The organism is Stenotrophomonas sp. LST15-1-1.1 (assembly GCF_040815575.1).
Classification (GTDB): Bacteria; Pseudomonadota; Gammaproteobacteria; order Xanthomonadales; family Xanthomonadaceae; genus Stenotrophomonas; species Stenotrophomonas lactitubi_B.
This window is the reverse complement of record NZ_JBFPNJ010000031.1, coordinates 173,597-199,883: the sequence shown is the minus strand read 5'-3', so window position 1 is coordinate 199,883 and position 26,287 is coordinate 173,597. Positions and strand designations below refer to the sequence as shown.

General features: G+C 66.8%; 27 protein-coding genes. 16 read left to right on the top strand and 11 right to left on the bottom strand.

Annotated elements, in window-relative coordinates:
- The first annotated feature begins 231 nt into the window (after window positions 1–231).
- The 6 genes from MRBLST15_RS17605 to MRBLST15_RS17580 all read left to right on the top strand — a co-directional run bounded on the left by MRBLST15_RS17605 (window position 232) and on the right by MRBLST15_RS17580 (window position 7,571).
- The gene (locus MRBLST15_RS17605) at window positions 232–1,386 is read left to right on the top strand and encodes an SIS domain-containing protein (RefSeq protein WP_367787076.1); all 1,155 of its coding nucleotides are present in this window, start codon (window positions 232–234) and stop codon (window positions 1,384–1,386) included.
- Complete coding sequence (locus MRBLST15_RS17600) at window positions 1,379–2,317, top strand: ROK family protein (RefSeq protein ID WP_367787074.1); 939 nt, start codon at window positions 1,379–1,381, stop codon at window positions 2,315–2,317. Before MRBLST15_RS17605 ends, MRBLST15_RS17600 begins: the two co-directional genes overlap by 8 nt.
- Before the next feature lie 16 nt (window positions 2,318–2,333).
- Window positions 2,334–3,668, top strand: a complete 1,335-nt coding sequence (locus MRBLST15_RS17595; RefSeq protein WP_301909438.1) for a D-tagatose-bisphosphate aldolase, class II, non-catalytic subunit — start codon at window positions 2,334–2,336, stop codon at window positions 3,666–3,668.
- Between the two features lie 33 nt (window positions 3,669–3,701).
- Window positions 3,702–4,478 (top strand): DeoR family transcriptional regulator, encoded by a 777-nt coding sequence (locus MRBLST15_RS17590; protein WP_312704570.1) that lies wholly within the window; start codon window positions 3,702–3,704, stop codon window positions 4,476–4,478.
- The gene (locus tag MRBLST15_RS17585) at window positions 4,475–5,590 is read left to right on the top strand and encodes an N-acetylglucosamine-6-phosphate deacetylase (protein ID WP_108265764.1); all 1,116 of its coding nucleotides are present in this window, start codon (window positions 4,475–4,477) and stop codon (window positions 5,588–5,590) included. Before MRBLST15_RS17590 ends, MRBLST15_RS17585 begins: the two co-directional genes overlap by 4 nt.
- Window positions 5,591–5,759: 169 nt before the next feature.
- Complete coding sequence (locus tag MRBLST15_RS17580) at window positions 5,760–7,571, top strand: MFS transporter (RefSeq protein WP_367787071.1); 1,812 nt, start codon at window positions 5,760–5,762, stop codon at window positions 7,569–7,571.
- 1 nt (window position 7,572) lies between these two features.
- On the opposite strand, the gene MRBLST15_RS17575 is transcribed toward MRBLST15_RS17580, so the two are convergent.
- Genes MRBLST15_RS17575 through MRBLST15_RS17565 form a run of 3 tightly spaced genes read right to left on the bottom strand, consistent with a single transcriptional unit; the run spans window position 7,573 to window position 9,372 of the window.
- Window positions 7,573–8,067 carry a SecDF P1 head subdomain-containing protein gene (locus MRBLST15_RS17575; protein ID WP_265951215.1) on the bottom strand — a complete coding sequence of 165 codons (495 nt, stop codon included), beginning with the start codon at window positions 8,065–8,067 and terminating at the stop codon, window positions 7,573–7,575.
- Window positions 8,067–8,618, bottom strand: coding sequence for an HdeD family acid-resistance protein (locus tag MRBLST15_RS17570; RefSeq protein WP_312704568.1), 552 nt, complete (start codon window positions 8,616–8,618; stop codon window positions 8,067–8,069). Before MRBLST15_RS17570 ends, MRBLST15_RS17575 begins: the two co-directional genes overlap by 1 nt.
- A gap of 58 nt (window positions 8,619–8,676) precedes the next feature.
- A complete protein-coding gene (locus MRBLST15_RS17565) occupies window positions 8,677–9,372 on the bottom strand; it encodes a ComF family protein (protein ID WP_367787069.1) in 696 nt (231 codons plus the stop codon).
- Window positions 9,373–9,696: 324 nt separating this feature from the next.
- Between MRBLST15_RS17565 and MRBLST15_RS17560 the strand changes: the two genes are divergently transcribed.
- Complete coding sequence (locus tag MRBLST15_RS17560) at window positions 9,697–10,188, top strand: GNAT family N-acetyltransferase (RefSeq protein ID WP_367787067.1); 492 nt, start codon at window positions 9,697–9,699, stop codon at window positions 10,186–10,188.
- Window positions 10,189–10,287: 99 nt separating this feature from the next.
- Here the strand turns inward: MRBLST15_RS17560 and MRBLST15_RS17555 are convergent, their stop codons facing one another.
- From MRBLST15_RS17555 to MRBLST15_RS17535, 5 genes are all read right to left on the bottom strand, one after another.
- Complete coding sequence (locus MRBLST15_RS17555) at window positions 10,288–10,617, bottom strand: hypothetical protein (RefSeq protein WP_367787065.1); 330 nt, start codon at window positions 10,615–10,617, stop codon at window positions 10,288–10,290.
- A 75-nt stretch (window positions 10,618–10,692) separates the two neighbouring features.
- A complete protein-coding gene (locus tag MRBLST15_RS17550) occupies window positions 10,693–11,802 on the bottom strand; it encodes a hypothetical protein (protein WP_367787063.1) in 1,110 nt (369 codons plus the stop codon).
- A gap of 77 nt (window positions 11,803–11,879) precedes the next feature.
- Window positions 11,880–13,001: a DUF5694 domain-containing protein gene (locus tag MRBLST15_RS17545; protein ID WP_367787061.1), complete on the bottom strand. Its 1,122-nt coding sequence runs from the start codon at window positions 12,999–13,001 to the stop codon at window positions 11,880–11,882.
- Window positions 13,002–13,147: 146 nt separating this feature from the next.
- On the bottom strand, window positions 13,148–13,795 hold the full coding sequence (locus MRBLST15_RS17540) for a hypothetical protein (protein WP_367787059.1): 648 nt from the start codon (window positions 13,793–13,795) through the stop codon (window positions 13,148–13,150).
- Between the two features lie 76 nt (window positions 13,796–13,871).
- Window positions 13,872–14,336: a hypothetical protein gene (locus tag MRBLST15_RS17535; RefSeq protein ID WP_367787057.1), complete on the bottom strand. Its 465-nt coding sequence runs from the start codon at window positions 14,334–14,336 to the stop codon at window positions 13,872–13,874.
- 171 nt (window positions 14,337–14,507) lie between these two features.
- Between MRBLST15_RS17535 and MRBLST15_RS17530 the strand changes: the two genes are divergently transcribed.
- A complete protein-coding gene (locus MRBLST15_RS17530) occupies window positions 14,508–14,966 on the top strand; it encodes an H-NS family nucleoid-associated regulatory protein (protein WP_367787055.1) in 459 nt (152 codons plus the stop codon).
- A gap of 160 nt (window positions 14,967–15,126) precedes the next feature.
- Window positions 15,127–15,690 (top strand): fasciclin domain-containing protein, encoded by a 564-nt coding sequence (locus MRBLST15_RS17525; RefSeq protein ID WP_346558645.1) that lies wholly within the window; start codon window positions 15,127–15,129, stop codon window positions 15,688–15,690.
- Window positions 15,691–15,958: 268 nt separating this feature from the next.
- Here MRBLST15_RS17525 and MRBLST15_RS17520 read toward each other — a convergent pair whose 3' ends face one another.
- Window positions 15,959–16,387 (bottom strand): hypothetical protein, encoded by a 429-nt coding sequence (locus MRBLST15_RS17520; protein ID WP_367787053.1) that lies wholly within the window; start codon window positions 16,385–16,387, stop codon window positions 15,959–15,961.
- 131 nt (window positions 16,388–16,518) lie between these two features.
- Between MRBLST15_RS17520 and bioB the strand changes: the two genes are divergently transcribed.
- From bioB to bioC, 5 genes are all read left to right on the top strand, one after another.
- Complete coding sequence (bioB, locus tag MRBLST15_RS17515; protein WP_367787051.1) at window positions 16,519–17,562, top strand: biotin synthase BioB; 1,044 nt, start codon at window positions 16,519–16,521, stop codon at window positions 17,560–17,562.
- Window positions 17,563–17,629: 67 nt separating this feature from the next.
- Complete coding sequence (bioF, locus tag MRBLST15_RS17510; protein ID WP_367787049.1) at window positions 17,630–18,853, top strand: 8-amino-7-oxononanoate synthase; 1,224 nt, start codon at window positions 17,630–17,632, stop codon at window positions 18,851–18,853.
- Window positions 18,854–18,871: 18 nt separating this feature from the next.
- Entirely contained in the window at window positions 18,872–19,651 is a 780-nt protein-coding gene (bioH, locus tag MRBLST15_RS17505) for a pimeloyl-ACP methyl ester esterase BioH (RefSeq protein WP_265951207.1), read from the top strand.
- 29 nt (window positions 19,652–19,680) lie between these two features.
- Window positions 19,681–20,460 (top strand): SDR family oxidoreductase, encoded by a 780-nt coding sequence (locus MRBLST15_RS17500; RefSeq protein ID WP_367787047.1) that lies wholly within the window; start codon window positions 19,681–19,683, stop codon window positions 20,458–20,460.
- A gap of 12 nt (window positions 20,461–20,472) precedes the next feature.
- On the top strand, window positions 20,473–21,357 hold the full coding sequence (bioC, locus tag MRBLST15_RS17495) for a malonyl-ACP O-methyltransferase BioC (RefSeq protein WP_367787045.1): 885 nt from the start codon (window positions 20,473–20,475) through the stop codon (window positions 21,355–21,357).
- Window positions 21,358–21,447: 90 nt separating this feature from the next.
- Here bioC and MRBLST15_RS17490 read toward each other — a convergent pair whose 3' ends face one another.
- Window positions 21,448–22,080, bottom strand: coding sequence for a YdcF family protein (locus MRBLST15_RS17490; RefSeq protein ID WP_180165076.1), 633 nt, complete (start codon window positions 22,078–22,080; stop codon window positions 21,448–21,450).
- On the bottom strand, window positions 22,077–23,039 hold the full coding sequence (locus MRBLST15_RS17485; RefSeq protein WP_265951204.1) for a pyridoxal-phosphate dependent enzyme: 963 nt from the start codon (window positions 23,037–23,039) through the stop codon (window positions 22,077–22,079). The genes MRBLST15_RS17490 and MRBLST15_RS17485 overlap by 4 nt, the downstream gene beginning before the upstream one ends.
- Window positions 23,040–23,198: 159 nt before the next feature.
- Here MRBLST15_RS17485 and MRBLST15_RS17480 point away from each other — a divergent pair, with 159 nt between their 5' ends.
- A complete protein-coding gene (locus MRBLST15_RS17480) occupies window positions 23,199–23,666 on the top strand; it encodes a hypothetical protein (protein WP_265951203.1) in 468 nt (155 codons plus the stop codon).
- A gap of 558 nt (window positions 23,667–24,224) precedes the next feature.
- Window positions 24,225–26,114 carry a tRNA uridine-5-carboxymethylaminomethyl(34) synthesis enzyme MnmG gene (gene mnmG / locus MRBLST15_RS17475; RefSeq protein WP_367787042.1) on the top strand — a complete coding sequence of 630 codons (1,890 nt, stop codon included), beginning with the start codon at window positions 24,225–24,227 and terminating at the stop codon, window positions 26,112–26,114.
- The last annotated feature ends 173 nt before the right edge of the window (window positions 26,115–26,287 follow it).

Here is a 26,287-nt window from a genome sequence, read left to right as displayed (position 1 = left end):
AAAAGGAAGATATATTTATATGAAACGAAAGTTGTTGCGTTGCAATACTTTGTGTAAGCGCTTGCAGGCCCCTGTTAAGCATTGTGCGATACGGCATTGGGCGGTTTCTTTCGTTTCTGGCGGCATGCCGCGACAGCAAAGTCGGCACGGCAATATCTTTCTTTTTACTTTCGGTATTTGACATTTCGAAAGAAAACGCAGATGGTGCGCTGGCCCAACTGGAACCTCCGAATGGACGTCACCCTGCTTTCCGATGTGTCCGCCTGGCAGCGCCGCGGCGGAGCCGATACCGCTACCGAAATCGCCCAGCAGCCGGCGCTGTGGGAAGTCCTTGCACAGGATCTGTCGCGTGCCCGCGACCGCCTGCAGGCCTTCCTCGGCGACAGCCTCGATGATCCCAACCAGCGCGTGCTGTTCACCGGCGCCGGCAGTTCCGGCTTCATCGCCGAAATGGTGGCCGATGCCATCAACGCGCAGTGGCCGGCCGACGTACGCGTGGTGCATACCACCAGCCTGCTCACCCACCCTGCGCTGTACCTGCAGCGCGACCGTCCGACCCTGCTGGTGTCGTTCGGCCGCAGCGGCTCCAGCCCCGAAAGCGTTGCCGCCGTCGATCGCGTGCGCAGCGACGTGGATGATGCGCGCTTCCTCGACATCACCTGCAATGCCGATGGCGAACTGGCCCGTCGTGGCGCCGGCCGTGCCGACACCTGCACCCTGCTGATGCCGTCGGCCAGCTGCGACCGCGCCTTCGCCATGACCAGCAGCCTGACCTGCATGCTGCTGGCCGCGCTGACCGTGTTCGACCGTTCGCCGTGGGATGCGCGCATCGCGCGCCTGAAGCAGATTGCCGGTCTCGCCCGCGAAGGCCAGGCGCAGTGGGACGCACCGGTGGCCGCGCTGGCGCAGCGCCCGTTCAACCGGGTGATCTACCTTGGCAGCGGCCCGCTGGAAGCACTCGCACGCGAAGCCGCGTTGAAGGTGCTGGAGCTGACCGCCGGCCGCGTGCTGGCGCTGGCCAACACCCCGCTCGGCTTCCGCCACGGCCCGAAATCCACGCTGGACGGCAGCACTCTGGTGGTCGTGCTGCGCAGCGGGCAGCCGCTGGCGCGCCGCTACGAGCAGGATCTGCTGGAAGAACTGCGCCGCGATGGCGTGGCCGGCCAGGTATTGTCGATCGGCCCGCATTCGGATATCGGCGCCGACGATGACTACACCCTCACCGTGCCTGCCCTGGATGACCCGTGGCTGGCGCCGGTGTGGCTGGGCTTTGCGCAGCTGTACGCGCTGCAACGTTCGGCCGCACTCGGCCTGACCCCCGACAATCCGTTCCCGGACGGCACCGTCAACCGCGTGGTCAAGGGTGTCACCATCCACCATGGCTGAGCTGATCGCCAACGCCTGCTACGGCATCGACATCGGCGGCACCAAGATCGAGCTGGTGGTGTGCGATGCGGCGATGCAGGTCACCTGGCGCCGCCGCGTGGCCACCCCGCAGGGTGACTACGACGGTTTCCTGCGGGCGGTGGTGACACTGGTCGCTGAGGCCGATGCCGTCTTGGGTCGCAGCGATGCAGCCATCGGCATCGCCCTGCCCGGCGTGCGTGATCGTCGCAGCGGCCGCCAGCTCAGCGCGAATGTTCCTGCGCTGACCGGCCAATGCGTGGCGGCCGATCTGCAGGCACGCCTGCAGCGCCCGCTGCATTTCGGCAACGACCTGCAGTGTTTTGCGCTCTCTGAAGCGCACGGTGGCGCCGCCGATGGCTACCCCAGCATGTTCGGCGCCATCCTCGGCACCGGTGCCGGTGGCGGCTTCTGCCTGCAGGGGCGCCTGCTGTCCGGCTTCAACGGCCTGGCCGGCGAATGGGGCCACTGGAGCGTGCCGGGTCACCTGCTGCAGCGTCATGGCCTGCCGCTCATCGATTGCGCCTGTGGCCTGCAAGGCTGCGTGGAGCGCTACGTATCCGGGAGTGGCCTGGCGATGATCGAGCGCCACCTCGGTGGCAGTGCTGCCGATGCCAGCGTGGTGGTCACCCTGGCCGAAGCCGGCGATGCGCGTGCACGGCAGGCGCTGGACGTCCATCGCGACCTGCTCGGCCACAGCCTGGCCGCCCTGGTGCTGGCGCTGGACCCGCACGTGATCGTGCTCGGTGGCGGCCTGTCCCAGTACGCACCGCTGTACCAGCTGTTGCCTGCGGCCATCGCCGCGCATCTGTTCAACGGCGTGCAGGTGCCGCCCATCGTGCCGCCGCGCTTCGGCGATGCCGGTGGTGCACGCGGTGCCGCCCTGCTGGCCTGCCAACCCTCGTTTTCCTGATGTCCGGAGCTTGACCATGTCCCCGTTGCAGACCCTGCTTGCCTCCCACCGCGCCGGCCACAACGTCGGCCTGTACAGCGTCTGCTGCAGCAACGAACAGGTGCTGCGCGCGGCCATGCACGTGGCGTTGGCGCACGATACCGTGCTGCTGATCGAAGCCACCTCCAACCAGGTCGACCAGTTCGGCGGCTACACCGGCATGACACCGCCGCAGTACCGCGACTACGTCGGCACCCTGGCCGATGAGGAAGGCTTCCCGCGCGAGCGCTTGATCCTGGGCGGTGACCACCTTGGCCCGAACGCGTGGCAGAAGCGCCCGGCCGCCGAAGCGATGACCCATGCGCGCGTGCTGATCGAGGCCTACGTCGCCGCTGGTTTCCACAAGATCCACCTGGACTGCAGCATGTCCTGCGCCGATGACCCGGTGCCGCTGCCCGATGCCATCGTTGCTGCACGTTCGGCCGAGCTGGCCGAGATCGCCGAGCGCACCGCCGCCGAGCACGGCCTGCCGCCGCCGGTCTATGTCATCGGTACCGAAGTGCCGATTCCCGGTGGCGAAGCCTCGCTGGCCGGTGGCCTGCAGGTGACCACCCCGGCTGCCGCTGCGCAGACCCTGGCCATCCACCGGCAGGCCTTCGATACCCCGCTGCTGCGCGATGCATGGCAGCGTGTGCTGGCCATGGTGGTGCAGCCGGGCGTGGACTTCGACCACAGCAGCGTGCACGAGTACGACGCGGCCGCCGCCAGCGAGCTGGCCGACTTCCTCGAACAGCAGCCGCGCATCGTGTTCGAAGCGCATTCGACCGACTACCAGCGCGAAAGCGGCCTGCATGCCCTGGTGCGCGACCACTTCGCGATCCTCAAGGTCGGCCCCGCGGCCACCTTCGCCTACCGCGAAGCGCTGTTCGCACTCGCTGCCATCGAGGCCGAGCTGCTGCCGGCCGCGCAGTGCTCGCGCCTGCCGCAGGTGCTGGACGAGGTGATGGTGGCGCAGCCGAAGTCCTGGCAGTCCTATTACCAGGGCGACGAAGCGACCCTGCGCCTGCTGCGCAGCTATTCCTTCAGTGACCGCTGCCGCTACTACTGGGGCGAGCCGGCGCTGGTGCAGGCCGTGCAGACCCTGTTCGCCAACCTGGAACAGCACGCGCCGCCGCTGGTGCTGCTCAGCCAGTACCTGCCGGAGCAGTACCGCGCCGTGCGCGAGGGCACCCTGGCCAATACGCCTACCGCCCTGGTGCAGCATCGCATCGGCCTGTGCCTGGGCGAATACGCCCGCGCCTGCAGCGCCAACCAGGCTGGAACCCGCAAGCACAACGCAAGTCCGGCTGCCGCCGATCTTGCGAACGGCTAATCTCTACCTTTCCCTGCGAAACCGAGAATGGCCATGCGCAACACCCGCTCCCGCCGGCAACAGATCCTGCAGCTGCTGATCGAGCACGGCTCGGTGCAGGTGGCCGATCTGGTCGAGCGCTTCGGCGTGTCGGCGGTGACCATCCGTGCCGACCTGACCCACTTCGAATCGCAGGGGCTGGCCACGCGTACCCACGGCGGTGCCACCCTGGTGCGTACACCGCCGCAGGAACAGGACATCCACGAAAAGGATGCGCTGAACCTGCCGCTGAAGGACTCCATCGGCACCGCGGCCGCGCGCCTGGTACAGGCCGGTGACAACATCATCATCGACTCCGGCTCGACCACGATGACATTGGCCCGCCACCTGCGCGAACACCGCGATGTGACGGTGATGACCAATGGCCTGAACATTGCCTGGGAACTGGCCAACGCCGCCGGCATCACCGTGCTGCTGACCGGTGGCCTGCTGCGCCAGCAATCGCTGTCGCTGCAGGGCAGCCAGGCCGAAGCCAGCCTCAACTCCTACAGTTTCGACACGCTGTTCCTGGGTGTGGATGGCCTGGACCTGCAGTTCGGCCTGACCACGCACGACGAAGCCGAAGCCCGCCTCAACCACCGCATGGTCGAACGCGCGCGGCGCATCGTGGTGCTCACCGACGCCTCCAAGTTCGGCCGCGTCAGCCTGCACCGCATCGCCCGCCTCGATCAGATCCACGCCATCATCACCGACGCCGGCATCGACGAGGCAACCCGCGAAGGGCTGCAGCGGCTGGGCATCGAAGTGATCATCGCCGAGCCACCCGCATGACCGACACCCGCTCCCTGCACGGCCGCATCCTCACCCCACTGGGCTGGCGTCGCGGCCAGGTCCAGTTCGATTCGCACGTGCGCCAACTGCAGGTGGACGACCACAGCGGCGGCGATGACCCGCAGCTGCCGGTGATCCTGCCCGGTTTCATCGACCTGCACGTGCATGGCGCGGCCGGCGTGGACCTGATGCAGGGCGGCGATGTGGCCCGCACCATCGCCCGCACCCATGCACGCTTTGGCACCACCACGCTGCTGGCGACCACCATGACCGCCGGCCTGGACGAGATCGAATACGCGCTGCAGGGGGTTGCGGCAACGATGGCCGCGCCCGATGCCGACGCGGCCTGCATCGCCGGCGTGCACCTGGAAGGTCCCTTCATCAGCCCGCAGCGGCTGGGTGCACAACCCAACCGCACGATCGAGGCGACGATGGCGCTGGTGCAGCAGTTGCACGCACTGGCACCGATCCGGGTGATGACGCTGGCGCCCGAGATCGGCGAGCACACTGCACTGATTCCCGCGCTGTCCGCACTCGGCATCCGCGTGCAGCTCGGCCATAGCGCCGGCACCTACGAGGAAGGCGTGGCTGCATTGCAGGCGGGTGCTTCCGGCTTCACCCATCTGTTCAACGGCATGACCGGCGTCGACCACTACCGGCCTGGCATCGCCGCGGCAGCCTTGGCGCATGCGCAGTACGCCGAGATCATTCCCGACCTGCAGCACATCCATCCCGGCGTGATCCGCCTGGCCGCACGTGCGATTCCACGTCTGTATGCAGTGACCGACGCAACCGCCGCCACCGGCATGCCCGACGGCGAATACGCGCTGGGCGAGCAGCGTGTGCACAAGTGCGGCGGCTGTGTGCGCCTGGCCACCGGCTCGCTGGCCGGCAGTGCACTGACCATGGACCAGGCGCTGCGCAATCTGGTACAGGTGGGATTGGAACTGGCTGACGCGTCGCAACGCGTGTCCACCTTCCCCGCCGATTACCTGGGCTTGAGCGATCGCGGCCGCATTGCGCCCGACGCCCGCGCCGACCTGGTGGTGCTGGATGCGGAACTGCGCCTGCAGCAGGTGGTGGTCGGTGGCCGCGTGATCGACCTGCACTAAGCGACGCACGTCTGTAGAGCCGAGCCATGCTCGGCTGCTTTTCGCACCGACATCGACGACGTCCGCGCCGCGCTTCGCGCGGCAAGCCGAGCATGGCTCGGCTCTACATGAAGCGCGCAAGCGCATTTCATCAGCCACGCACCATCCCCGTTATTCCAGGAATACGCCGATGACCGCAGCCACTGCACCTGCCGTACCCGCTTCCACCGCCCCGCGCTGGCCCGTACGCTACCTGCTCTTCATCGGCGGCCTCGGTGGCCTGCTGTACGGCATCGACATCGGCATCATCGCCGGCGCCCTGCCCTATCTTGAAGCCACCGCCAGCCACGCCTGGCAGCTCAGCAGCCAGCAGCTCGGTTTCGTCGTCGCTGCAGTGCTGCTGGGCAGCGTGCTGTCCTCGCTGTTCGCCGGCATGATCGCCGACCTCATCGGCCGTCGCGGTGCGATGCTGCTGGCCGGCATCCTGTTCACCGCCAGCATTCCGATCATGGCGCTGGCGTCGGGCTACACCCCGCTGCTGCTGGGGCGCCTGCTGCAGGGTGTCAGCGGTGGCCTGATCGGCGTGGTCATTCCCCTGTACCTGGCTGAAGTGCTCAGTCCCGAGCGGCGCGGTCGCGGCGCGGCGATGTTCCAGCTGCTGCTGACCGTCGGCCTGGTGCTGGCCGCGTTGATCGGCCTGTACCACGCGCATGCCGTGGACGCCGCCGCAGAAGCGGTGCGCTCGCTGCCGGTCGCACAGCAGGCGCAGGAACTGTTCACGGTGAAGGACCATGCCTGGCGCACCATCTTCTGGACCTGCCTGGCGCCGGGCCTGCTGTTCTGCGCCGGCATCTTCTGGCTGTCCGAATCGCCGCGCTGGCTGGTGCGCCGTGGCCGCATCGATGATGCCCGCCGCAGCCTGCAACGCGTGCTGCCCGCGGCCGAGGTCGAGCACACGCTGGCGCAGATCCAGGCACCGGAATCGAGCAGCAGCAGCGGCAAGCGCGACCCACTGCTCAGCCGCCGCTACGTGGTGCCGTTCGTGCTGGCCTGCGTGGTGCTGGCCTGCACCCAGGCCACCGGCATCAACTCGGTGCTGGCCTATGCGGTGAACATCCTCAACCAGGCAGGCCTGTCCGGCTCGGTCGCCAACGGCGCCGACGTGGCGATCAAGCTGCTCAATGCGGTGATGACCGTGGTCGCGCTGCTGCTGGTCGACCGCAAGGGCCGCAAGTTCCTGCTGATGCTGGGCAGCGGTGGCATCTGCGTTGCCTTGCTGGCCGCAGCAACGCTGTTCTTCCAGGCCGAACGTGGTCGCGCCGACGTGCAGCCGCAGCTGCAGGCGGCGGTAAGTGGCGACGGCCTGCAACTGGTACTCGACGAAGCGCAGTGGCAGCGTCTTGCCGGTAGCGTCGACCGTGAGGGGCGACCACTGCAGCTGACCCTGTCCTACGCCTATGGCGACTTCACCAACGTGCGTGCGCTGCGCAGCGACAACCTGACCGACCGCGAGCTGCGCATCGAACGCGCCGGCACCGTGCAGCCGGACAGCGTCATCGGCGCGTTCTTCCGCACGCTGCACCTGAACCCGTTCGCTGACCCGGCCAGCGCCGCGCAGGCACCGCTGCGCATCGAACAGGCACGCATCGGCCCGATCCCGCCGCCGGCGCATGGCTGGGCCGTCGCCGCCTGCATCCTGGTGTTCGTGGCGTTCTTCGCCGTCGGCCCCGGTGTGTGCGTATGGCTGGCGCTATCCGAGCTGATGCCCAACCGCATCCGCTCCAACGGCATGAGCATCGCGCTGCTCATCAACCAGTTCGTGTCCACCACCATCGCCGCGATCTTCCTGCCCACGGTTGGGCACTACGGCTATGCCAGCATGTTCCTGTTCTGGGCCGGCTGCACGTTCGTGTTCTTCCTGGTGGCCGCGTTGTGGCTGCCGGAAACCAAGGGCCGCTCGCTGGAAGAGATCGAAGCCGGCTTTGCAGGAAAGCAGCGCTGATTCAGCGCTGCTGTGACGGCGCAGGGCCGCCGTGGACGATGTAGCGCGCCATGTCGCGCACTTCGGCCACGCTCATGTCCGTACCAACCACCTGCATGGACTCGCCAAAAGGGCCCGCTATGGTGGCCACGGACAGCACGTGGTCATCGACGGTAAGGGCGACCTGCTTGCCCACCAGGGCCTCGGTCGCGTGCAGCAACCGGTCGGCGGACTCCTTGCGGAACGTCAGTTCGAGCACGGGCTGGTGGGCGGCGTCCAGCTCCGCTCGCACGTCGAGGATATCGGCACTGGTGAGCATCGGCGGCTCTTTCACGGCGATGCTGCGCCCTTGCCACTGCAGGGTAGCGCGGCCATCGGGATCGACCACACGCATCTGCACCTGCACACCCTGCCGCGGCGGGTGCCGTGTCTCCGCCGGAAGCAGCCGGTTGCAGCCCACCAGCAGCAACACCGCGAGGCCGCTGCCGAGCAGCGCCCATCTGCTCCAGCCCCACATCAGCGCAGCTTCCTCAGCTTGAACGCCACCAGCACCTGCAGCACGCCGTACAGCAGGCTGCCGATGCCGATCCACAGCGTGGTCACCGCCACGCCGGCATAGGGGTTGGCTGCGAACAGCAGGCCCAGCACGATGGCCAGCACGCCGCTGAGGATCAGCAGCCACTCCCCCTGGATCTGCTTGCGTACGCGTAGGGCGAAGACGATGCGGTAGATGCCCGCCACCAGCAGCCATGCCGCCAGGAACAGCACCAGCACGCTGGCGGTGGCCAGCGGGTTGATCACGGCCAGCACGCCGAAGCCCAGCGAGGCAACCACGTACAGCAGCAGCCAGCCGCGCGAGGCGCCACTGGCACCGGTGATCAGCGCCAGCAGACTGATGACGCCCTCGACGATGGCCATTACACCCAGCGTCCACGCCAGCGCGATGGCCGCGGACATCGGCCAGCCGATCGCGATGATGCCGAAGCCCAGCGCGACCAGACCGTACAGCAGAAGGATCCACCAGCTGCGTCCAACGGCCGACAACAGGGGAGACAAGGGGGAATTCATGACCACTCCTTCGATCCGGGTTCGTGGTCATCCTAGACCTTGCGGATGAAAGGAGCGATCACGGCACGCGCGCGCAGATCCATGCGCGCACCTCCCCTGCACCCACCAGCCGCAGCGTCTCTGCAATCTCCAGCACGGTACTACCAGTGGTCATCACGTCGTCGACGATGGTCAGCCGCGCTGGCACGGCGCCGCGCACATCGAAGGCGTCGAACAGGTTGTCGCGGCGCTGCTCGGCACTGCGCTCGGACTGCGGCGCGGTGTGGCGACGACGATACAGCCCGCGCCACGTCGGCAACTGCAGCAGGCGGCACAGTTCAGCGGCCTGGTCGTAGCCACGTTGACGCAGGCGCTTGCGGTGCAGCGGCACGGGTACCAGCGGCGCGCACGACCACGGCGGCGGATTGCGCAGCATCAACTGCGCAAGCAGGCGTCCAGCAGCCAGATCCTGATGGAATTTGTAGCGGACCAGCAGCTGATCGACCGGCGGCAGGTACAGTAGGCTGGCATGGGTTGCGGTCTGCGCTGGCGGCTCGTCGCGGCAGGTCCCACAGATGGGCAGGGCTTCATCCGCTAGCGGCAGCGCGCAGCGAAGGCAGGCGCGACCCGCCCACGGCAGCTCGGCGAGGCAGGCGGGGCAGAGATCGAGAGTGTCATGGCCGCGCTCGCTGCAGACCAGGCAGCGCAGGGGCAGCAGCAGGCGGAAGGCAGCCTGCAATGGTTCACCAAGGGCAGAAGGCAGTGAGAAGCGCATGCCGCAGCATCGCCCTGCAAGCGCGGCCTGCACATCGGTGAAGTAGCTGGATACATGTCAGTACAGGGAGCATTGCCCTTTGGGGGCCGCCTCTTGTCCGGCCGTAAGCCTGCGTCGCACCCGCTACCGCGCGCTTGCCCTCCACCACGCGGATACCCAGACCGCGCTTGGCCGAGATATAGGTCGCGTGGTGACGGGCGCGATCGAAGCGATCGCGGTTGATCATCACGCCCGAGCTGTCCGAGGGCGGGCAAACCATCCCTGCGGATCCGCCGCCAGCTATCATCACCATGGGCCCGGTTGCCCTGGACGGATCTCTGCTGCATGGACGGACTGACGCTTGTCAAAGCAACGGCGCAGGATGCGGATGTGGTCTTCAGACTGATGCAGCTGTACTACTTCGAAGCCTCTGCCTGGAGCGGTGAGGAGATCCGTGCCGATGGTCTTTACGACTGCGCACTTGCCGATGTCCGGGCTCGCCTGCAGGAAGAGCCGGAGTGGACCCGTCTGCTCTGGCTCGATGGCCTGCTGTGTGGATTCGTCCAGGTGGATGACGTCGAGTTCCAGGGGCGGCGCGTGCCAGAGTTGGCGGATCTGTTCATCCTTCCAAAACATCGCGGTAAAGGCATCGCGTCTGCGGTGGTTGCCGACCTTGTGCGGCCAACAACGGGGGAATGGTTGCTGGCCACATTCCGCAAGGACCACGCAGCGCACGCATTCTGGGAGCGAAATCTTGCAAAGATGGGAATGACGTACAGCGTCCCAACCGGGCTAGAAGGAACAGACTTCCGCTTGTTCCTGATCAGGGCGAAATGACGAAGGGGAGCGCCTGAGCGATCGGCTATGCAAGCGATGTGGTTGGCTCAAACGCTGAACAAGCAAAGCCGCAAAGCGGCTCTGGCCTTTAGTCGACAATCAAGGGCTGTCCTGTCTGGTGGCGACGCCAAAGGCAAAGGACTCAAGGGGAACGTCCTCACCAGCCGAATAGAACAGGGTGCCGCCCTTTTGCTTGAATCCGTGAAGCAGGTCAAGCGCCAACGAGGATGCAAGACAAAGGGCCTGAAACGAGCTGCATCCATGAGCGTCCTGGAGGCTTTTGCAGAGTGGCCGTACTGCCACCGGACACGCCCACTCGTGAGGGTCATCCCCGACGTGATATGGCGTTCCGATTTCGATGTGAATCTCGAACGCCTCTTCACCCGGACGTTGGGCCCACATCACTTCATTGGCAATCACTGCGTTCATCTGAACCGCCTCCTCAGGGTTCGCCCATTCAGTCCACCTTGCCTCGCATTGGACCAGAATGCCGACCCTCGCCCCTTAGCGCATCCCGCAGGTCGCACCGACACATTGCCCGTTCTCCATGAACCGCACTTGCGAGTGTCCTGGCTCCCCGGTAGGGGCCGGCACCCCCGGCGCCACGAAGAACGTCGCCGCGTGCGCGCCATACAATCCCGCCGGGATGGTGAAGGCCTTCAGCACGGTGTAACTACGGAAGGGCACGCCCTGCTCCCGCTCTGCGTTGACGCCTTCGATGCGCGGGATGTCCGCTGCACCGCCGTTGCGTCGGCCGCCAGCCTCCCAGGCCCGCAGGTCGGCCACCGTCGCTGGCCGCAGGATCCCGCTGCGCAGCGCGGCATCAATACCTGCCTGCCCCGCTGGCGGTGCGCCCTTCAGCTGGAAGTCCACCACGGGTTTGGCCGTGGCATCGGTCACTAGTTGCGCCCCGGGCGGCAACGCGCCGATGACCGCGCGGCCGTCGCGTGCCGCGTAGGCCACGTCAACCGCGCGACCGAACACCTCGCGGGCCAACGGATTGAGCTTGTTCGAGCCCTCCCCTCCCACATAGGCATAACTGCAGGGGCCACGATCCTCGTAGGAGCTGATCAGCACCGGCAAGCCAGCGGGCAGTCCGGTCAGCCGTTGCCGGTGATAGCCCGTCACCAGCACCGCCGCTATCTGCGTACCGCGCGTCCAACCGACGCTCCACACGGTGGGTTCGTAAGCACCCAGCAACAGCACCACCGGCGCCTTGGGCTCGTGCACGGCCACCTGGATGGTGGTGGCCTGGTGGCCGCTCTGGTCGATCTGAAAATCCGATTCCTTACCGCCGTAGGCCCCCGCCGCATAGACCTTCGCGTTGGCCGGCAGCACCAGACCGTCGATCCGGCAGGTGCTCGGCGGCGTATCCACCGTCACCGGTGCGTCGAACGAGAAGGGCTGGGTGTCCGCATCGGAATGCACGATCACGGGCGCTACCTGGATGGGTTCGGCCGGCATCGCGTCCGCAGCGTCAGGTGCGTGGGCTCCCTTGCCTGCTGATGCCTGCACATTCGGCTCCGACAGTGTTGGCTCGGTGCACCCAGCCAACAGCACTATCCCGGCGACCGCGACGTACATTATGGTGCCGGAAATGACGCTGCGCTTCATGTTGTGATCCTTCATGGCGAGGAATCGGGCACTGATCGGGAACAGCTTGCCTCATGCAGCCGCCGTTCCTTGGCGGGCTATTTCAGGAGTGGCTGAACATCGACGATCCGCACGTCGTGCATCTGCTCGAGGTACGCATCCAGGTACGCCTTGTGTGAGGCACCGACAATCACCAGCGTACGCATTCCCGGGGTCGGTCCCATAAGGTCGCGGATGTTCGCTGCCATGCGCAGGTTGCGCGTTTCCCACGAGGTGACGTAAAGGCGCCCGTAGCCCTGTGGGGACGGCTCCTCCAGCGCGGCACCGTAGTCGCTTTGGAAGGTGACCGATGCCACGTCCGGTGCGTTGTAGCGGCGATACAGCGCCAGTGCCTTCTGCGGCGTATCGACCTGCGCTTCCAGTCCACCGAACATCGTCCCCCGCTTTTTTGACGCCGGGTTGTCCCAGGCCTTCCTGACCGCAGCTGCATATGCCTTGGGATCAGGGCCAAACTGGTCGGAGCTGTGGTCATCCATCGGCCACACCCGCTCGAGGCCAAGACGGACGGCGAGGGCTGCGGCGATAAGCGTATTTTCACTGCGGCTGACGCGCAGCGCTTCGAGGGCTGCAACCAAGTCCTTATCCAGGCCGTCGCCTGCCTGTCGATCTGCTTCGCGGAGGCGCAGCCATTGCACCAGTGCCGAATCGCGTTCGCCGGCGGCCAGGAAGGTAGCGGCAAGCGCGCGCCGTTGCGCGGCCGTGGGATGTGCGGGCCAGGTCGCCAGCATCGTCTCTGCCGCCGCGTTCGCCGCCGGCACATCGAGGCCCGTTGCTTTCTCCGCCGCCGACACATCGGGGCAGTAGTCCTTCACCGTATACCGGTAGCGGGAAGGGTATCGCCGCAGCATGTCGCACTGCTGGCCCGATACGGCCTCGATCGCGATGGCCTTCGGCTGCCACGCTGCGAGCCGGTCGATAAGGGTATCCAATGATGAGGGATCGAAGGTTTTCGGCAGTACCGCCAAGTGCGCGCTGCCGAGCACCATCACTTCGTTCGGCACCCCGTGCTGCGGCCCTTTGTGGGCGCGCGGGTCGAAGGTCTCTGCCTGCGCCGTTCCTGCAAGCATCCCTGCCGCCAGCAGCGAGCCGATCAATGAGCTGATAGATACGCGTCGTCCCCACATCCCCTGCATCATTCCCTGTTGCATATGGCTCGCCATTGAAGCGCTTTTACAGCGTATAGCCGCGCAGATTCCATCGCCGCCAGCGCTTTGTCAATCGTCATGAAGCTGCTGCTGCAGGACGCGGCCGACGCTTGAACGTCGGTCACAAGGGATCAGCGAAGCGTACCGATTGCGGGATCGTCTCACGCATCGAACTGCCTGGCTGCAGGCTGCTGGGCAGGCAGTCCCAGCGCGGCACGCGTACGCCCGATCGTGGCCGCGATCTCCTGTTCAAACCCGAAACCTGACTCCAGGCAGCGCAGCAGCACGACGGATCTCTGCTTCAGCTCAACGGCCCATGCCACGTCATATGGATCGGCGATCACCTCTGCAAACAGCAACCCGCTGCGTTCGACCTCTCCAGCCAACCCGGCCGACACCGCCGAGTGGTACGTGTTCCATAGCGTGGGCGATGCATTGGCGGTTATCCATGCCGATGCGTGAGCGACCGAGGGGAAACGCTCGCGCAGCGCCAGCACCTCCTGGGCCGCACGTCTGGCCAGCAGCGTGGCCGCCGCGGAGAACTGCTCCTCGCTGGTGAACTCGTGGAAGCCTTCCACCCGGTGCCCGGCGTCGAACGAAAGAAAATTCTTCTCATGCCAGAGCCAGCACGCTCCAACATTCAGATAGCTTCCCTTCCCCCACGAAGATGGCTGGAACTCGACCACGCCGATCCACCACCCCTGGTCGTCAAGCCAGATTCTGGAGCGCCCCTTCTGCACACAGCCCAGAGGGCGCAGCACCGTCCTGGCTGCGGCAGTGATCATTCGAGAGTGCTGGGCAGTCGACATCGAAGGCATCCTTGCGCTTGCAAACGTTCATGGAATCGTACTGGAAGAAGGGGCAGTGGGTAGCAGGTGCACCCGCTTACCCGGCCAATGCCTGCTGGAAGTCACGCTGTCCGCCTTCGCCCCACCATGGAACAGACACACTACCGCCGAGTGCGCGAAGGTCGCCAAGCAGCGACAGGAAGGCCCGTATCTCGGCGTCCTGCCAGGTGGCCCCCATACGATAGTCAACGGTAAACCCGTCAGCAGTCACCAGGACGCCGAGGTCTGGTAGTCGGGTTCCTTGGCGGACAATTCCCTCAAGGAGAAGATGAAATGGCTCTGATTCGCCCGAGCCGACCCGTTCCGCATCCTCCAGTCCGGAAAACTGTCGCACCGATGGTTTGCCCGACGCCCACAGCTGCCTTCCCCCACAGGTAGCATCGCGCGCGCCGCAGTCGAACAGATGCGCGAAGGCAGCCACCATGTGTGAGGGCACGGCGAACGTGACTTCCACTTCGGGAAGTGAACCGTCATCTGTCTTGAAGTAGTGTCCCGGAATCATGCTGGTTTGGCTGCGCAGTTGATCAGGCCGGAACGGTAACCGAGTGACCCGCCACTGACTACGTTCGCTGGAGATCCGCGTACTGAAAGCGGTTTCCGCTGCTAGGCGAGGATCACGGCGCTCCCGGCATGGGCGTCGTGACGGAGACAGCGCAACTGAAGCATCCACCGCTTGACAGGCAACCAGGATCTCCTGACTCTCCGCAGCATGACTATCGACGTTGAACACCTGAGCCTGCGCGAACTGAACGCCCTTGTGGCTGCTGCCGAGCAGCGCAGGGCGCTGGTCGCCAGCCGCCGCCCCGTGGCCGTCGTCCGCCGCAAGCTGATCGCCTTTGCAGCGCAGTGCGGCTACACGATCGAGGAACTGATCGGCACCGCGCCCGCCGAGGCCACGGCGCCGGCCAGAAAACCTGCCACGCGGCGCAAGCCCGGCAAGGTGGCCGCCAAATACCGCGACCCTGACAACAAGCGCAATACGTGGTCCGGCCGTGGCCGGATGCCGCGCTGGCTTGCCGAGAAGACCAAGCATGGCCGCAGCCCAGCCGATTTCCTGATTCCCGGGTTGGGCCGGTCCACCGCTCCCAAGACCCGCACGATCGGGCAGAAGACGGTCTTCAAGCAGGGCTGAGCGCTTGTCTGAAGACGCGGCGCCGCTCACGGCGGCGTCTCATCGCTGAACCGTGCAGCCAACGCACACGTTTCCGGGTCGGGCGGTGCATCTGCCGGCCTGCCTGCTGCGTACCTTCCATGCCCCCATGCCGGGGGCGGAAGTACCCAGGAGACGCACCATGCACGCTCTTCTTCAACGTATCGCCCTCACCGCCAGCCTTGCTGTGCTCTGCGGCACCGCCTCGGTCAGCTTCGCCGCCGACACCGTGATGGTCGGTGGCGCTGCGATGTACCCGAACAAAACCATCGTTGAGAACGCCCTCAACTCGAAGGATCACACCACGCTGGTCGCAGCCGTGAAGGCCGCCGGGCTGGTGGACACGCTCAATGGCAAAGGCCCGTTCACGGTCTTTGCGCCCACCAACGAAGCATTCGCCAAGCTGCCCGCAGGCACGGTCGACACCCTGGTCAAGCCGGAGAACAAGGCAGACCTGACGAAGATCCTGACCTACCACGTAGTTGCCGGTACCCACACCTCGCAGCAGCTGATGGCCGATGCAAAGAAACACGGCGGAACGGTGTCGCTGAAGACAGTGGAGGGCGAGCCGCTGACCGTGAAGCTGCACGACGGCGCGCTTTGGGTGGTTGATGCCAAGGGCGGCAAGGCAGCCATCAGCATTGCCGATGTCAGGCAGTCCAATGGCGTGATCCATGTCGTGGACACGGTGCTGATGCCGAAGTGATCTGATGCGCCGGGCGGGCATTCAAGCCAATGCCCCGCTCGGTGCACGGTTCGTGCAGGCGGGAAGCCCCACTGCTCGGATTGCCACCTTCGCCATGAAAGATCGCCTCGCAGATGCGTGCATTTTCTGCGACATGTGCGGCAGCCGGAGCGATGGAGCTCGTGGCATCCGGAGCGCTTGTCTGCATTGCTGAGCAAAGCGTCAGGCCTGCGCTGGCCATGGCCCAGCGATGCGTGACTTCTGAACATGCTCCTCTCCTCAAGACGTCCTATCGCGCGGGACATGCATCGGCGGCAAGCGAGCAGACCTGCACGACCGCTGCGACCTGCGGCGTTTTTCCCGCATGCCTGCAGTCCTGCAACCAGATCAACGCATGCTGCCCCACCTTGAGGTCGGTTTCCTCGATGCCGCCGCCGTAGACCGTCCACAGACCGGTGCCCTCGTTGACGACGGTGCGGTGAACCACGCCTGCTTTGGTCTGGACCGTCAGCTGGTGGTCGCGGATCTTCACGATCTTTCCCGTCACCGAGGGCGGCGAGGGAGCGATATCACCGCCATCGGCAACCGGGAGCACGCACTGCGTCGTCGCCAGGGCGATGCCGGGAATGGTGATCAGCATCAAGGCAGTGGCAATGGCCGTCGCCTGCAGCGCGTTCGCCGCCACGGCCTTCAGTACGGCGATCAATGGGTTGTTCATGGCAATCCTTTGCGTGAGCGCCCAGTCTAACCCTCGGATGCAATGTAAACTTGCCAACTACCTAATTAGTTGACAGAGCACCACGAGCCACCCAGACTGCGCCCTCGCTCCAGCCCTTCCAAGGTCCCGCCATGGCAACCGCCATCCGCCACGACTGGTACCACGACGAACTGCAGGCGCTGTTCGACCTGCCCTTCCCGGAACTGCTGTTCCGCGCCGCCACCGTCCACCGCGAGCACTTCGACCCAGCCCAGGTGCAGGTCTCCACGCTGCTGTCGGTGAAGACCGGTGGCTGCCCGGAAGACTGCGCGTACTGCCCGCAGGCGCAGCGCTACAGCACAGGGGTCAACGCACAGAAGCTGATGGACACCGACGCGGTACTGGCCAAGGCACGCCAGGCGAAGGCGGCCGGTGCTTCGCGTTTCTGCATGGGTGCGGCCTGGCGTTCGCCGAAGGACCGTGACATTCCGAAGGTGGCTGCGATGATCGCCGGAGTGAAGGCGCTTGGCCTGGAAACCTGCGCCACGCTGGGCATGCTCAGTGGCGAACAGGCGCGCGCGTTGAAGGGCGCCGGCCTGGACTACTACAACCACAACCTCGATACCGCGCCGGACTACTACGACTCGATCATCCACACCCGGCAGTACCAGGATCGCCTGGATACGCTGGGCCATGTGCGCGATGCGGGGCTGAAGACCTGCTGCGGCGGCATCGTCGGCATGGGCGAAACGCGCGCGCAGCGCGTCGGCCTGCTGCTGGCGCTGGCCACGTTGCCGGCACATCCCGATTCGGTGCCGATCAACAAGCTGGTGCAGGTCGCCGGCACGCCGCTGCATGGCAGTGCCGAGCTGGACCCGTTCGAGTTCGTGCGCATGATCGCCGTGGCGCGCATCGCCATGCCGCATTCGATGGTGCGGCTGTCGGCCGGCCGCGAAGCGATGAGCGACGAACTGCAGGCGCTGTGCTTCCTGGCCGGCGCCAACTCCATCTTCTATGGCGACACGCTGCTGACCACCGGCAACCCGGAAAGCGAGCGCGACATGGCCTTGTTCGCACGATTGGGCCTGCAGCCGATGGCGGTGCAGGTGGACGCCGACGGTCACGACCATGGCGGCACCGTGCATGCCGATATCAGCGCCGATGCCCCCAGCTGCGGCTGCGCCCACGCGGCCTGAGCCGGCGGCCAAGCAGGCGTCGCGGCAACGCGCTACCCTAGCCGCCCCGTCGCCGCATCCAGCCGCCATGGCACGCCCCGACCTGACCGCCCGCCTCCAAGCCCAGCGCGCGTTGCGCGATGCACAAGGCCGTCGCCGCCCGCGGCGCACGGTCACCCGTCGCGATGGTGTGCGCCTGGAAGTCGATGGGCGCTGGCTGACCGGCTTCTGCAGCAACGATTACCTGGGCCTGGCCCAGCAGTTCAGCGTGGTCAACGCACTGCAGGATGCCGCCGCGCGCGAAGGTGCCGGCGCCGGTGCTTCGCACCTGGTCTGCGGTCACCACGCGCTGCATGATGCCTTGGAACGCGAAGTGGCCGAGTGGCTCGGTTACCCGCGTGCGCTGCTGTTCGGCAGTGGCTTCGCCGCCAACCTGGCCGTGCAGCAGGCGTTGCTGAGCGAAGAAAACGATGTCTGCGTGCAGGACAAGCTCAACCACGCCAGCCTGCTCGACGCCACCCGCCTGGCCGGTGCGCGCCTGCGCCGTTACCCGCACCTGGACCCGGAAGGTGCGATGCGCCAGCTCAAGCATGCGCCCGATGGCGCGGCGATGCTGACCACCGATGGTGTCTTCAGCATGGATGGCGATATCGCGCCGCTGCGTGCGCTGTCGCTGGTCGCGCGCCTGCAGCAGGCGTTGTTCTACGTGGACGATGCGCATGGCGTGGGCGTGCTTGGCGATGGCCGTGGCGCGGTCGCCACCGCCGGCCTGGGCGTGGACGATGTGCCGCTGCAGCTGGTCACCCTGGGCAAGGCGCTCGGCGGTTCCGGCGCGCTGGTACTCGGCCGCGACGACCTGATCGAGCACCTGGCCGAAACCGCACGCCCCTACATCTACACCACCGCCATGGCGCCGGCATTGGCGGCATCCGCGCTGGAAGCGGTGCGGCTGGCCCGACGCGATCATTGGCGGCGCGCGAAGCTGGCCGATCTGATTGCACTGTTCCGCGGCGAAGCGCGCCGTCACGGGCTGGATCTGATGGCATCGGAAACGCCGATCCAGCCGTTGCTCTGTGGCGACGACCACACCGCCGTGGCGATGTCGCAGGCGCTGGAGCAGGCCGGCTGGCTGGTCGGCGCGATCCGTCCACCGACCGTGCCGGAGGGCAAGGCGCGCCTGCGCGTCACCTTGTCCGCGCTGCACACCACCGAGCAGGTGCGCGGCCTGGTCGAAGCCATCGCCGTTGCACGCGACCGCGTGGCCTTTGCCGCGCGCGAAGTACTGCCGCCGTCGTTGCCGGCGCTGGCCTGAGTGATCGTGTAGTTCCCCATGCATATCGAAGTGACCGGCCATGGGCCGGACCTGGTACTGATCCACGGCTGGGCCCTGCAGGGCGGCGTGTTTGCGCCGCTGGTGCAGCGTCTGGCCGATCGTTTCACCCTGCATCTGGTCGACCTGCCCGGCCACGGCCACAGCCGAGAGGACAGCACGCCGCTGCGTCTGCCGTTCGTGGTCAACGCCATTGCCGCGGCCACACCGCCGGCGGTGTGGTGCGGTTGGTCACTGGGTGGCCTGTTCGCGCTGCACGCGGCGGCCACGCTGCCGAAGGTGCGTGGTCTGGCGATGATCGCCGCCACGCCGCGCTTCGTGCGCGCTGATGACTGGCCGCACGCCGTGGAGCCGTCGGTGTTCGAGCAGTTCGGTCGTGACCTGGCGCAGGACTTCAGTGGCACCCTGGAACGTTTCCTGGCACTGGACGTGATGGGTTCGGCGCATGCCCGCGAGGAACTGCGCACCCTGCGCCAGCGTCTGGTCGAACGCGGTGCGCCTACCGAACGCGCACTGCGCGAGGGCCTGCAGCTGCTGGAGAACACCGACCTGCGCGGCGCCCTGCCCACACTGGACAAGCCCAGCCTGTGGATTGCCGGCCAGCGTGACCGTCTGGTCTCTCCCGCTGCAATGCAGGCCGCTACCGCGCTGGCACCGGGCGGGCAGTCGCTGACCATCGCCCATGGCGGCCACGCCCCCTTCCTCGGCCATGCCGATGAAGTGGCAGCCGCTCTGCAACACTTCGTTGCCGGCCTGTCACCGGCCGATGGCGGACAATGAGCCTCCCGACGCTTCTGCAGGACTGACGCATGGATCTGGGCATTTCCGGCCGCTGGGCACTGATCTGCGGCGCCAGCAAGGGGCTTGGCCTGGGCTGCGCGCGCGCATTGGTGCGCGAAGGCGTGAACGTGGTCATCGTCGCCCGCGGTGACGCTGCGCTGCAGGCCGCGGCTGCGGAACTGCGCGTGCTGCCCGGTGCCGCTGAAGTACGCGCGATCGCCGCCGACGTCACCACCGAGGCGGGCCGCGCCCACGCGCTGGACGCTTGCCCGCAGGTCGACATCCTGGTGACCAACGCCGGTGGCCCGCCGCCGGGCGACTTCCGCACGTTCGAGCGCGACGACTGGATCGCTGCGCTGGACGCCAACATGCTGGCGCCGATCGCGCTGATCCGCGCCACCGTGGACGCGATGATCGAACGCGGCTTCGGCCGCATCGTCAACATCACCTCGTCATCGGTGAAGGCCCCCATCGACACGCTGGCGCTGTCCAACGGCGCGCGCAGCGGCCTGACCGGCTTCGTCGCCGGGCTCGCGCGGCGCACCGTGGTCCACAACGTCACCATCAACAATCTGCTGCCCGGCCAGTTCGATACCGACCGCCTGCGCGCCAACTTCGCCCACGCCGCGGGGCAGGAGGGTGATGCGCAGGCTGTGGCCGAACGCCGCCGCCAGCAGATCCCCGCCGGTCGCTTCGGCACGCCGGACGAGTTCGGTGCCGCCTGCGCCTTCCTGTGCAGTGCGCAGGCGGCTTACCTCACCGGGCAGAACCTGCTGATCGATGGCGGCGCCTACCCCGGTACGTTCTAAGAGACTTCTGCAATGCCGTCCCATTTCGATGCCCGCCATGTCCGTCGCGCCTTTGCCCGCGCCGCCAGCAGCTACGACGTTGCTGCCGCCCTGCAGCGCGAGGTGCAGTCGCGGCTGCTGGAATCGCTGGATTACCTGGAGGCACGCAAGCCGGAGGTGGTGCTGGATATCGGCGCCGGCACCGGCCATGCCAGCGCGCTGATGAAGAAGCGCTGGCCGAAGGCGCAGGTGATCGCGCTGGACGTGGCACTGCCGATGCTGGGCCAGGCCAAGCGCCAAGCTGGCTGGTGGAAGCCGTTCCAGCGTGTGGCCGCCGATGCCACCGCGCTGCCGTTGGCCGACAACAGCGTGGATGTGATCTTCAGCAACCTGTGCCTGCAATGGGTGGACGACCTGCCGGCGGTGTTCGCCGGTTTCCGCCGCGTGCTCAAGCCCGGTGGGCTGCTGCTGTGTTCAACCTTCGGGCCGGAAACCCTGGTCGAACTCAATGAGGCCTTCGCCGCCGCCGATGACCGGCCGCATGTCAGCCGCTTCGCGCAGATCGCCCAGTTCGGCGATGCGCTGATGATGGCCGGCTTCCGCGACCCGGTACTGGACCGCGACCTGTTCACCCTCACCTACGACGATCTGCCTTCGTTGATGCGCGAGCTGCGCGCGATGGGCGCGACCAACGCGCGGGTCGATCGCCGCCATACGTTGACCGGTCGGGGTCGGTTTGCAGCGGCAGCGGCGGCGTACGAACCGATGCGCCGTGACGATGGCAAGCTGCCCAGCAGCTGGGAAGTGATCTACGCCCATGCCTGGGCACCGGACCCGGGCGCGCCGATCCGCGAAGGCGGCCATGACATTGCTTCGGTGCCGGTGTCGGCGATCCCGATCCGGCGCAAGCAGACCTGATTCGAAGGCGCCGCCGGGCATGGCCCGGCGCTACCAGGCGCGCGTTATGGGTAGCGCCGGGCCATGCCCGGCGAGCGCAGCGGCAGCCGCTCAGGTATTGGCCGGTGAACTCAGCGGCGGCCGTACCAGGTCGCGGTGGAAGAAGTAGATCTCCTGCACCAGGAAGCGCCAGCTGGTATGGAAGCTGCGGAAGCGCGTACTCGGCGTGGACGATGCCAATGCCTGGATGCCCAGCGCCTTGCTCAGGCGCAGCGCGCGCGCCATGTGCAGCGGGTCGCTGACGATGATCACCGAATGCAGCTTGCGCTGGTCCATCAGCCGCTTGGCCTCGACCAGGTTCTGCACGGTATTGCGCGAGGCGGTCTCGATGAGGATCGCGTCATCGGGAATGCCGTGCTTGAGCGCGTAGCGCCGGGCCACCTGCGATTCCGAGAAACGCGCGCCGCTGCCGCCATAGCCACCGGTGAAGATCAGCAAAGGCGCGTAGCCGGCGTCGTACAGATCCAGGCCATGGCGGATGCGTTCTTCAAATACCGGCGAGGGCTTGGCATCGTAGGCCGCCGCGCCGAGCACGATGATCGCGTCCGCCTTGGCCGCCTGGTCGCGTTCGCCGACCCATACGATCCAGGCGGTCACGCCCAGCAGCCAGATCACCAGCAGTACGAACAACCGCCACAACCAACCGAGCAGGCCGGTGCGTTCGCGATGGCGGCCGCGGCTCATGGCGCTCCCCAGCGCAGGGCAGGCAGATCGACATTGCCGCCAGACAGCACCAGTCCCACCCGCAGGCCGGCAAAGCGCGCAGGCTGCGCAAGCACCGCCGCCAGCACGATCGCCGAGGACGGTTCGACCACCTGCTTCAGCACGTCCCACAGCAGCCGCATCGCCGCCAGAGTGGCTGCATCGTCAACCACGATGACCTCCGCGCCCGCAGACTGCAGCAGCGCGAAGTTGGGTGCACCGATCAGCGTGCGCAGTCCGTCGCAGATCGTGTCCGGGGTGAATGCTTCCTGCCGCTTCCCAGCCGCCAGCGAACGGGCGGTGTCGTCGGCACCGGCCGGCTCGGCCAGAACCAGGCGTGTGCCCGGGCTGGCGTGCTGCAGGGCCAACGCGGTGCCACTGGCCAGGCCACCGCCGCCCACCGGCACCACCAGCACGTCGAACGGACCTTCGCTATGCAGCAGCTCGAGCGCAGCCGTGCCCTGCCCGGCCATCACTGCCGGGTTGGTGTACGGATGGACCAAGGTAGCGCCGGTATCGGCCTGCACCTTGGCGCAGGTGGCCTCGCGGTCGGCAATGGTCGCCGGGCAGCGCCAGAGGGTGGCGCCATGCCGGGCAATGTTGGCCAGCTTGGCGGCCACCGCCCCTTCGGGCACCACCACGTGGCAGGGAATGCCCCGTGTGCGGGCGGCCAGCGCCAGGGCGGCACCGTGGTTGCCCGAGGAATGGGTCACCACACCGGTACTGGCGTGATCGGCATCCAGCGACCACACCGCATTGCAGGCACCGCGGAACTTGAACGCGCCGCCCCTCTGCAGGTGCTCGGCCTTGAACGCCAGTTGCGCGCCGGCCAGTGCGTCCAGCGTGCGCGAGCGCAGCACCGGGGTCACGCTGGCATGGGGCGCAATCCGCGCGGCGGCGGCGAGGACGTCATCAGCGCGGGGCAACAGTGAATCGCTCATGACGCAAGATTAACGTATGCCTCCGCGCTGGCGAGGGCGCCATCGGTCATGCCAGCATGCTGGCGTACACCGCCATTCATCCTGGGCGGCGGAATTAAGGGCTGATTCAACGCCGGCGGCTGAAGCTGCCTGCATACCCGTCCTCTGGGGGGACCCATCATGAAAACGCGCCTGATGCTTGCCGGTGGCCTGTTGCTGGCCCTGACCGGTTGCACCACTTATGACTATGTCGGTGGCCGTGGCGGTGGTTACTACCACGGTGCGCCGTCGGTGGAGTACCGCTACCCCTATGGCTACCCGGCCGACTACGGCTATCCGTATTACGGCGGCGGTGGCTATTACGGCTACGGCGGCCCGTACTACCAGCGGCCGATCTACCGCCCGCCGCACAACAACCATCGCCCGCCACCGCGTCCGGGCAATGGCGGCGAGAACCGTCCGCCACCGCCGCCGCGCCAGAACAATGGCGGATCGCCGTGGCGCAACATGGATTCGATGCGTCGACCGCCGCAGCCCGCGCAGCGGGTCGAACGTCCGTCACCGCCGCCGCAGGCCCGCCCGGCTCCCGCTCCGCGTGCGCCGAGGATGAACAGTTCCCCTTGGCGCGCGATGGATCAAGAGAGATAGCGCACAGTTGCGCGTGTTCCGTCTTGCATTTCACACGGTCCAAGCCTCAATCTACGCAGGTGGTGACGGCCAGCGTCACAAAGTGACAAGAACGTTAACGGCGCGTCCCAAACAGCTCTACGTCGATATCCGACAGGAACATCTGGATCCCCCCTGTTCCGGCCCTGTCGGATGTCGGCACCTTTGAAGACGAACGGCCCCGCAGTGCGGGGCCGTTTGTTGTTGGGGGCACCAGGGCACCCGGGACAGTAGAGCCACGCCATGCGTGGATGATGCTTTCCCGGAAGCCAGAAAAAAAACAGGGCCGGACAGTCCCCCGACTGCCGGCCCTCTGCTTCCCCACCGTGCGCCTGTACCGGCCCCTGTTCCAATTCCGGTCACCAGCGCCTGCGGCGCCAGCCACGGTGGGTGCTATTGGGTTATCTGCAAAAATCCTGCCAACTTTAGGGTTGATTTCGGCTCCAACCGGCCGGCGCCGACGCCCTTGCCCCGATTGGCGCTAAAATCGCCACCCCGACGCGGCCCCCGGCTGCGTCCGCCCCTTGCTGAACAGCCACCATGATCGATTCCTTCCATCGTTACGACGTCATCGTCATCGGCGGTGGCCACGCCGGCACCGAGGCCGCGCTGGCTGCGGCCCGTACCGGCGTGCGCACCCTGCTGCTGACCCACAACATCGAAACGGTGGGGGCGATGAGCTGCAACCCGGCCATAGGTGGCATCGGCAAGGGCCATCTGGTCAAGGAAATCGACGCCCTTGGCGGTGCGATGGCGCATGCCGCCGACCGCGCCGGCATCCAGTGGCGCACCCTCAACGCCTCCAAGGGCCCGGCCGTGCGCGCCACCCGCTGCCAGGCCGACCGCAACCTGTACCGCATGGCGATCCGCGCCATCGTCGAAGGCCAGGCCAACCTGACCGTGTTCCAGGCGGCGGTGGATGACCTGATCATCGAGGGCGACGCCGTGCGCGGGGTCATCACCCAGACCGGCCTGCGTTTCGACGCCGAGGCCGTGGTGCTGACCGCAGGCACCTTCCTGGCCGGCAAGATCCACGTCGGCCCGACCCAGTACGCTGCCGGCCGCATGGGCGATCCGCCGGCAACGACGCTGGCCGCACGCCTGCGCGAGCGACCGTTCCAGGTGGACCGCCTGAAGACCGGCACGCCGCCGCGCATCGACGGCCGTTCGCTGGACTACAGCGTGATGGACGAACAGCCCGGCGACACGCCGCGCCCGGTGATGTCCTTCCTTGGCTCGGTGGATGAGCATCCGCAGCAGGTCAGCTGCTGGATCACCCACACCAGCGAGCAGACCCACCAGATCATCCGCGATGCCCTGCACCGCTCGCCGCTGTACAGCGGCCAGATTGAAGGCATCGGCCCGCGCTACTGCCCGTCCATCGAAGACAAGGTGGTGCGCTTCGCCGAGAAGGCCAGCCACCAGATCTTCGTCGAGCCGGAAGGCCTGGGCATCGTCGAGATCTATCCCAACGGTATTTCCACCTCGCTGCCGTTCGACGTGCAGCTGGAGATGGTGCGCAGCATCCGCGGCTTCCAGAACGCGCACATCACCCGCCCCGGCTATGCCATCGAGTACGACTTCTTCGATCCACGCGGGCTGAAGGCCTCGCTGGAAACCAAGCTGGTCAACGGCCTGTTCTTCGCCGGACAGATCAACGGCACCACCGGTTACGAAGAGGCTGCCGCACAGGGCCTGCTGGCCGGCCTCAATGCCGCTCGCCAGGTGCGTGGCCTGGAGGGCTGGTGCCCGCGTCGCGACGAAGCCTACCTCGGCGTGCTGGTGGATGACCTGATCACCCACGGTACCAACGAGCCGTACCGCATGTTCACCAGCCGCGCCGAATACCGCCTGCAGCTGCGCGAAGACAATGCCGACCAGCGCCTGACCCCGGCCGGCCGCGACATGGGCTTGGTGGATGACCGCCGCTGGCGTGCCTTCGAGACCAAGCAGGCCGCCGTAACCGCAGAACGCACCCGCCTGGGCGCGCTGTGGGCGACGCCAGCCAATGCGCTGGGCCGCGAAGTACAGGAAACGCTCGGCGTGGCGGTCAGCCGCGAAACCAACGTGCTGGACCTGATCAAGCGCCCGGAACTGGATTACGCGCAGCTGATGCAGGTGCCCTCGCTCGGCCCGGCCGTGGCCGATGGCAAGGTGGCCGAGCAGGTGGAGATCGGGGTGAAGTACGCCGGTTACCTGGATCGCCAGCGCGAGGAGATCGAGCGCCAGCAGCGGCATGAAGCAACGCCGATTGCCGGCGATTTCGACTACGCCATCGTGCGTGGGTTGTCGGCTGAAGCGCTGCAGAAGCTGGAACGCGTGCGACCGCAGACCATCGGCCAGGCACAGCGCATTCCCGGCATGACCCCGGCAGCGATCTCGCTGCTGCTGGTGCACCTGGAACGCGCGCGGCGCGGACGCGTGGCGTAACGCGCATCAGCGGTAGCGCCGGGCCATGCCCGGCGAGCGTAGCGGCACGCGAACAGCCGCCGGGCATGGCCCGGCGCTACCGGCTCTGGTAGGTGTCGACCTTGGTCGAAACGCATGCATGGGCCACGCGTGCGTTACAGTCGAGCACGCTCGACTCTACGAATCTGCACTGC

Excerpts from the sequence above, each read along its gene's own strand:
- MRBLST15_RS17480 (WP_265951203.1), top strand. The coding sequence starts at position 23,199 with ATGAAAACGCGCCTGATGCTTGCCGGTGGCCTGTTGCTGGCCCTGACC.
- MRBLST15_RS17535 (WP_367787057.1), bottom strand. The coding sequence starts at position 14,336 with ATGATTCCGGGACACTACTTCAAGACAGATGACGGTTCACTTCCCGAA.
- MRBLST15_RS17550 (WP_367787063.1), bottom strand. The coding sequence starts at position 11,802 with ATGAAGCGCAGCGTCATTTCCGGCACCATAATGTACGTCGCGGTCGCC.
- MRBLST15_RS17570 (WP_312704568.1), bottom strand. The coding sequence starts at position 8,618 with ATGAATTCCCCCTTGTCTCCCCTGTTGTCGGCCGTTGGACGCAGCTGG.
- MRBLST15_RS17490 (WP_180165076.1), bottom strand. The coding sequence starts at position 22,080 with ATGAGCCGCGGCCGCCATCGCGAACGCACCGGCCTGCTCGGTTGGTTG.
- MRBLST15_RS17580 (WP_367787071.1), top strand. The coding sequence starts at position 5,760 with ATGACCGCAGCCACTGCACCTGCCGTACCCGCTTCCACCGCCCCGCGC.
- MRBLST15_RS17560 (WP_367787067.1), top strand. The coding sequence starts at position 9,697 with ATGGACGGACTGACGCTTGTCAAAGCAACGGCGCAGGATGCGGATGTG.
- MRBLST15_RS17525 (WP_346558645.1), top strand. The coding sequence starts at position 15,127 with ATGCACGCTCTTCTTCAACGTATCGCCCTCACCGCCAGCCTTGCTGTG.
- MRBLST15_RS17590 (WP_312704570.1), top strand. The coding sequence starts at position 3,702 with ATGCGCAACACCCGCTCCCGCCGGCAACAGATCCTGCAGCTGCTGATC.
- bioF (WP_367787049.1), top strand. The coding sequence starts at position 17,630 with ATGGCACGCCCCGACCTGACCGCCCGCCTCCAAGCCCAGCGCGCGTTG.
- MRBLST15_RS17565 (WP_367787069.1), bottom strand. The coding sequence starts at position 9,372 with ATGCGCTTCTCACTGCCTTCTGCCCTTGGTGAACCATTGCAGGCTGCC.
- MRBLST15_RS17500 (WP_367787047.1), top strand. The coding sequence starts at position 19,681 with ATGGATCTGGGCATTTCCGGCCGCTGGGCACTGATCTGCGGCGCCAGC.
- MRBLST15_RS17540 (WP_367787059.1), bottom strand. The coding sequence starts at position 13,795 with ATGTCGACTGCCCAGCACTCTCGAATGATCACTGCCGCAGCCAGGACG.
- MRBLST15_RS17520 (WP_367787053.1), bottom strand. The coding sequence starts at position 16,387 with ATGAACAACCCATTGATCGCCGTACTGAAGGCCGTGGCGGCGAACGCG.
- MRBLST15_RS17555 (WP_367787065.1), bottom strand. The coding sequence starts at position 10,617 with ATGAACGCAGTGATTGCCAATGAAGTGATGTGGGCCCAACGTCCGGGT.
- MRBLST15_RS17545 (WP_367787061.1), bottom strand. The coding sequence starts at position 13,001 with ATGGCGAGCCATATGCAACAGGGAATGATGCAGGGGATGTGGGGACGA.
- MRBLST15_RS17605 (WP_367787076.1), top strand. The coding sequence starts at position 232 with ATGGACGTCACCCTGCTTTCCGATGTGTCCGCCTGGCAGCGCCGCGGC.
- MRBLST15_RS17485 (WP_265951204.1), bottom strand. The coding sequence starts at position 23,039 with ATGAGCGATTCACTGTTGCCCCGCGCTGATGACGTCCTCGCCGCCGCC.
- bioB (WP_367787051.1), top strand. The coding sequence starts at position 16,519 with ATGGCAACCGCCATCCGCCACGACTGGTACCACGACGAACTGCAGGCG.
- MRBLST15_RS17600 (WP_367787074.1), top strand. The coding sequence starts at position 1,379 with ATGGCTGAGCTGATCGCCAACGCCTGCTACGGCATCGACATCGGCGGC.
- MRBLST15_RS17575 (WP_265951215.1), bottom strand. The coding sequence starts at position 8,067 with ATGTGGGGCTGGAGCAGATGGGCGCTGCTCGGCAGCGGCCTCGCGGTG.
- MRBLST15_RS17595 (WP_301909438.1), top strand. The coding sequence starts at position 2,334 with ATGTCCCCGTTGCAGACCCTGCTTGCCTCCCACCGCGCCGGCCACAAC.
- bioH (WP_265951207.1), top strand. The coding sequence starts at position 18,872 with ATGCATATCGAAGTGACCGGCCATGGGCCGGACCTGGTACTGATCCAC.
- mnmG (WP_367787042.1), top strand. The coding sequence starts at position 24,225 with ATGATCGATTCCTTCCATCGTTACGACGTCATCGTCATCGGCGGTGGC.
- MRBLST15_RS17585 (WP_108265764.1), top strand. The coding sequence starts at position 4,475 with ATGACCGACACCCGCTCCCTGCACGGCCGCATCCTCACCCCACTGGGC.
- bioC (WP_367787045.1), top strand. The coding sequence starts at position 20,473 with ATGCCGTCCCATTTCGATGCCCGCCATGTCCGTCGCGCCTTTGCCCGC.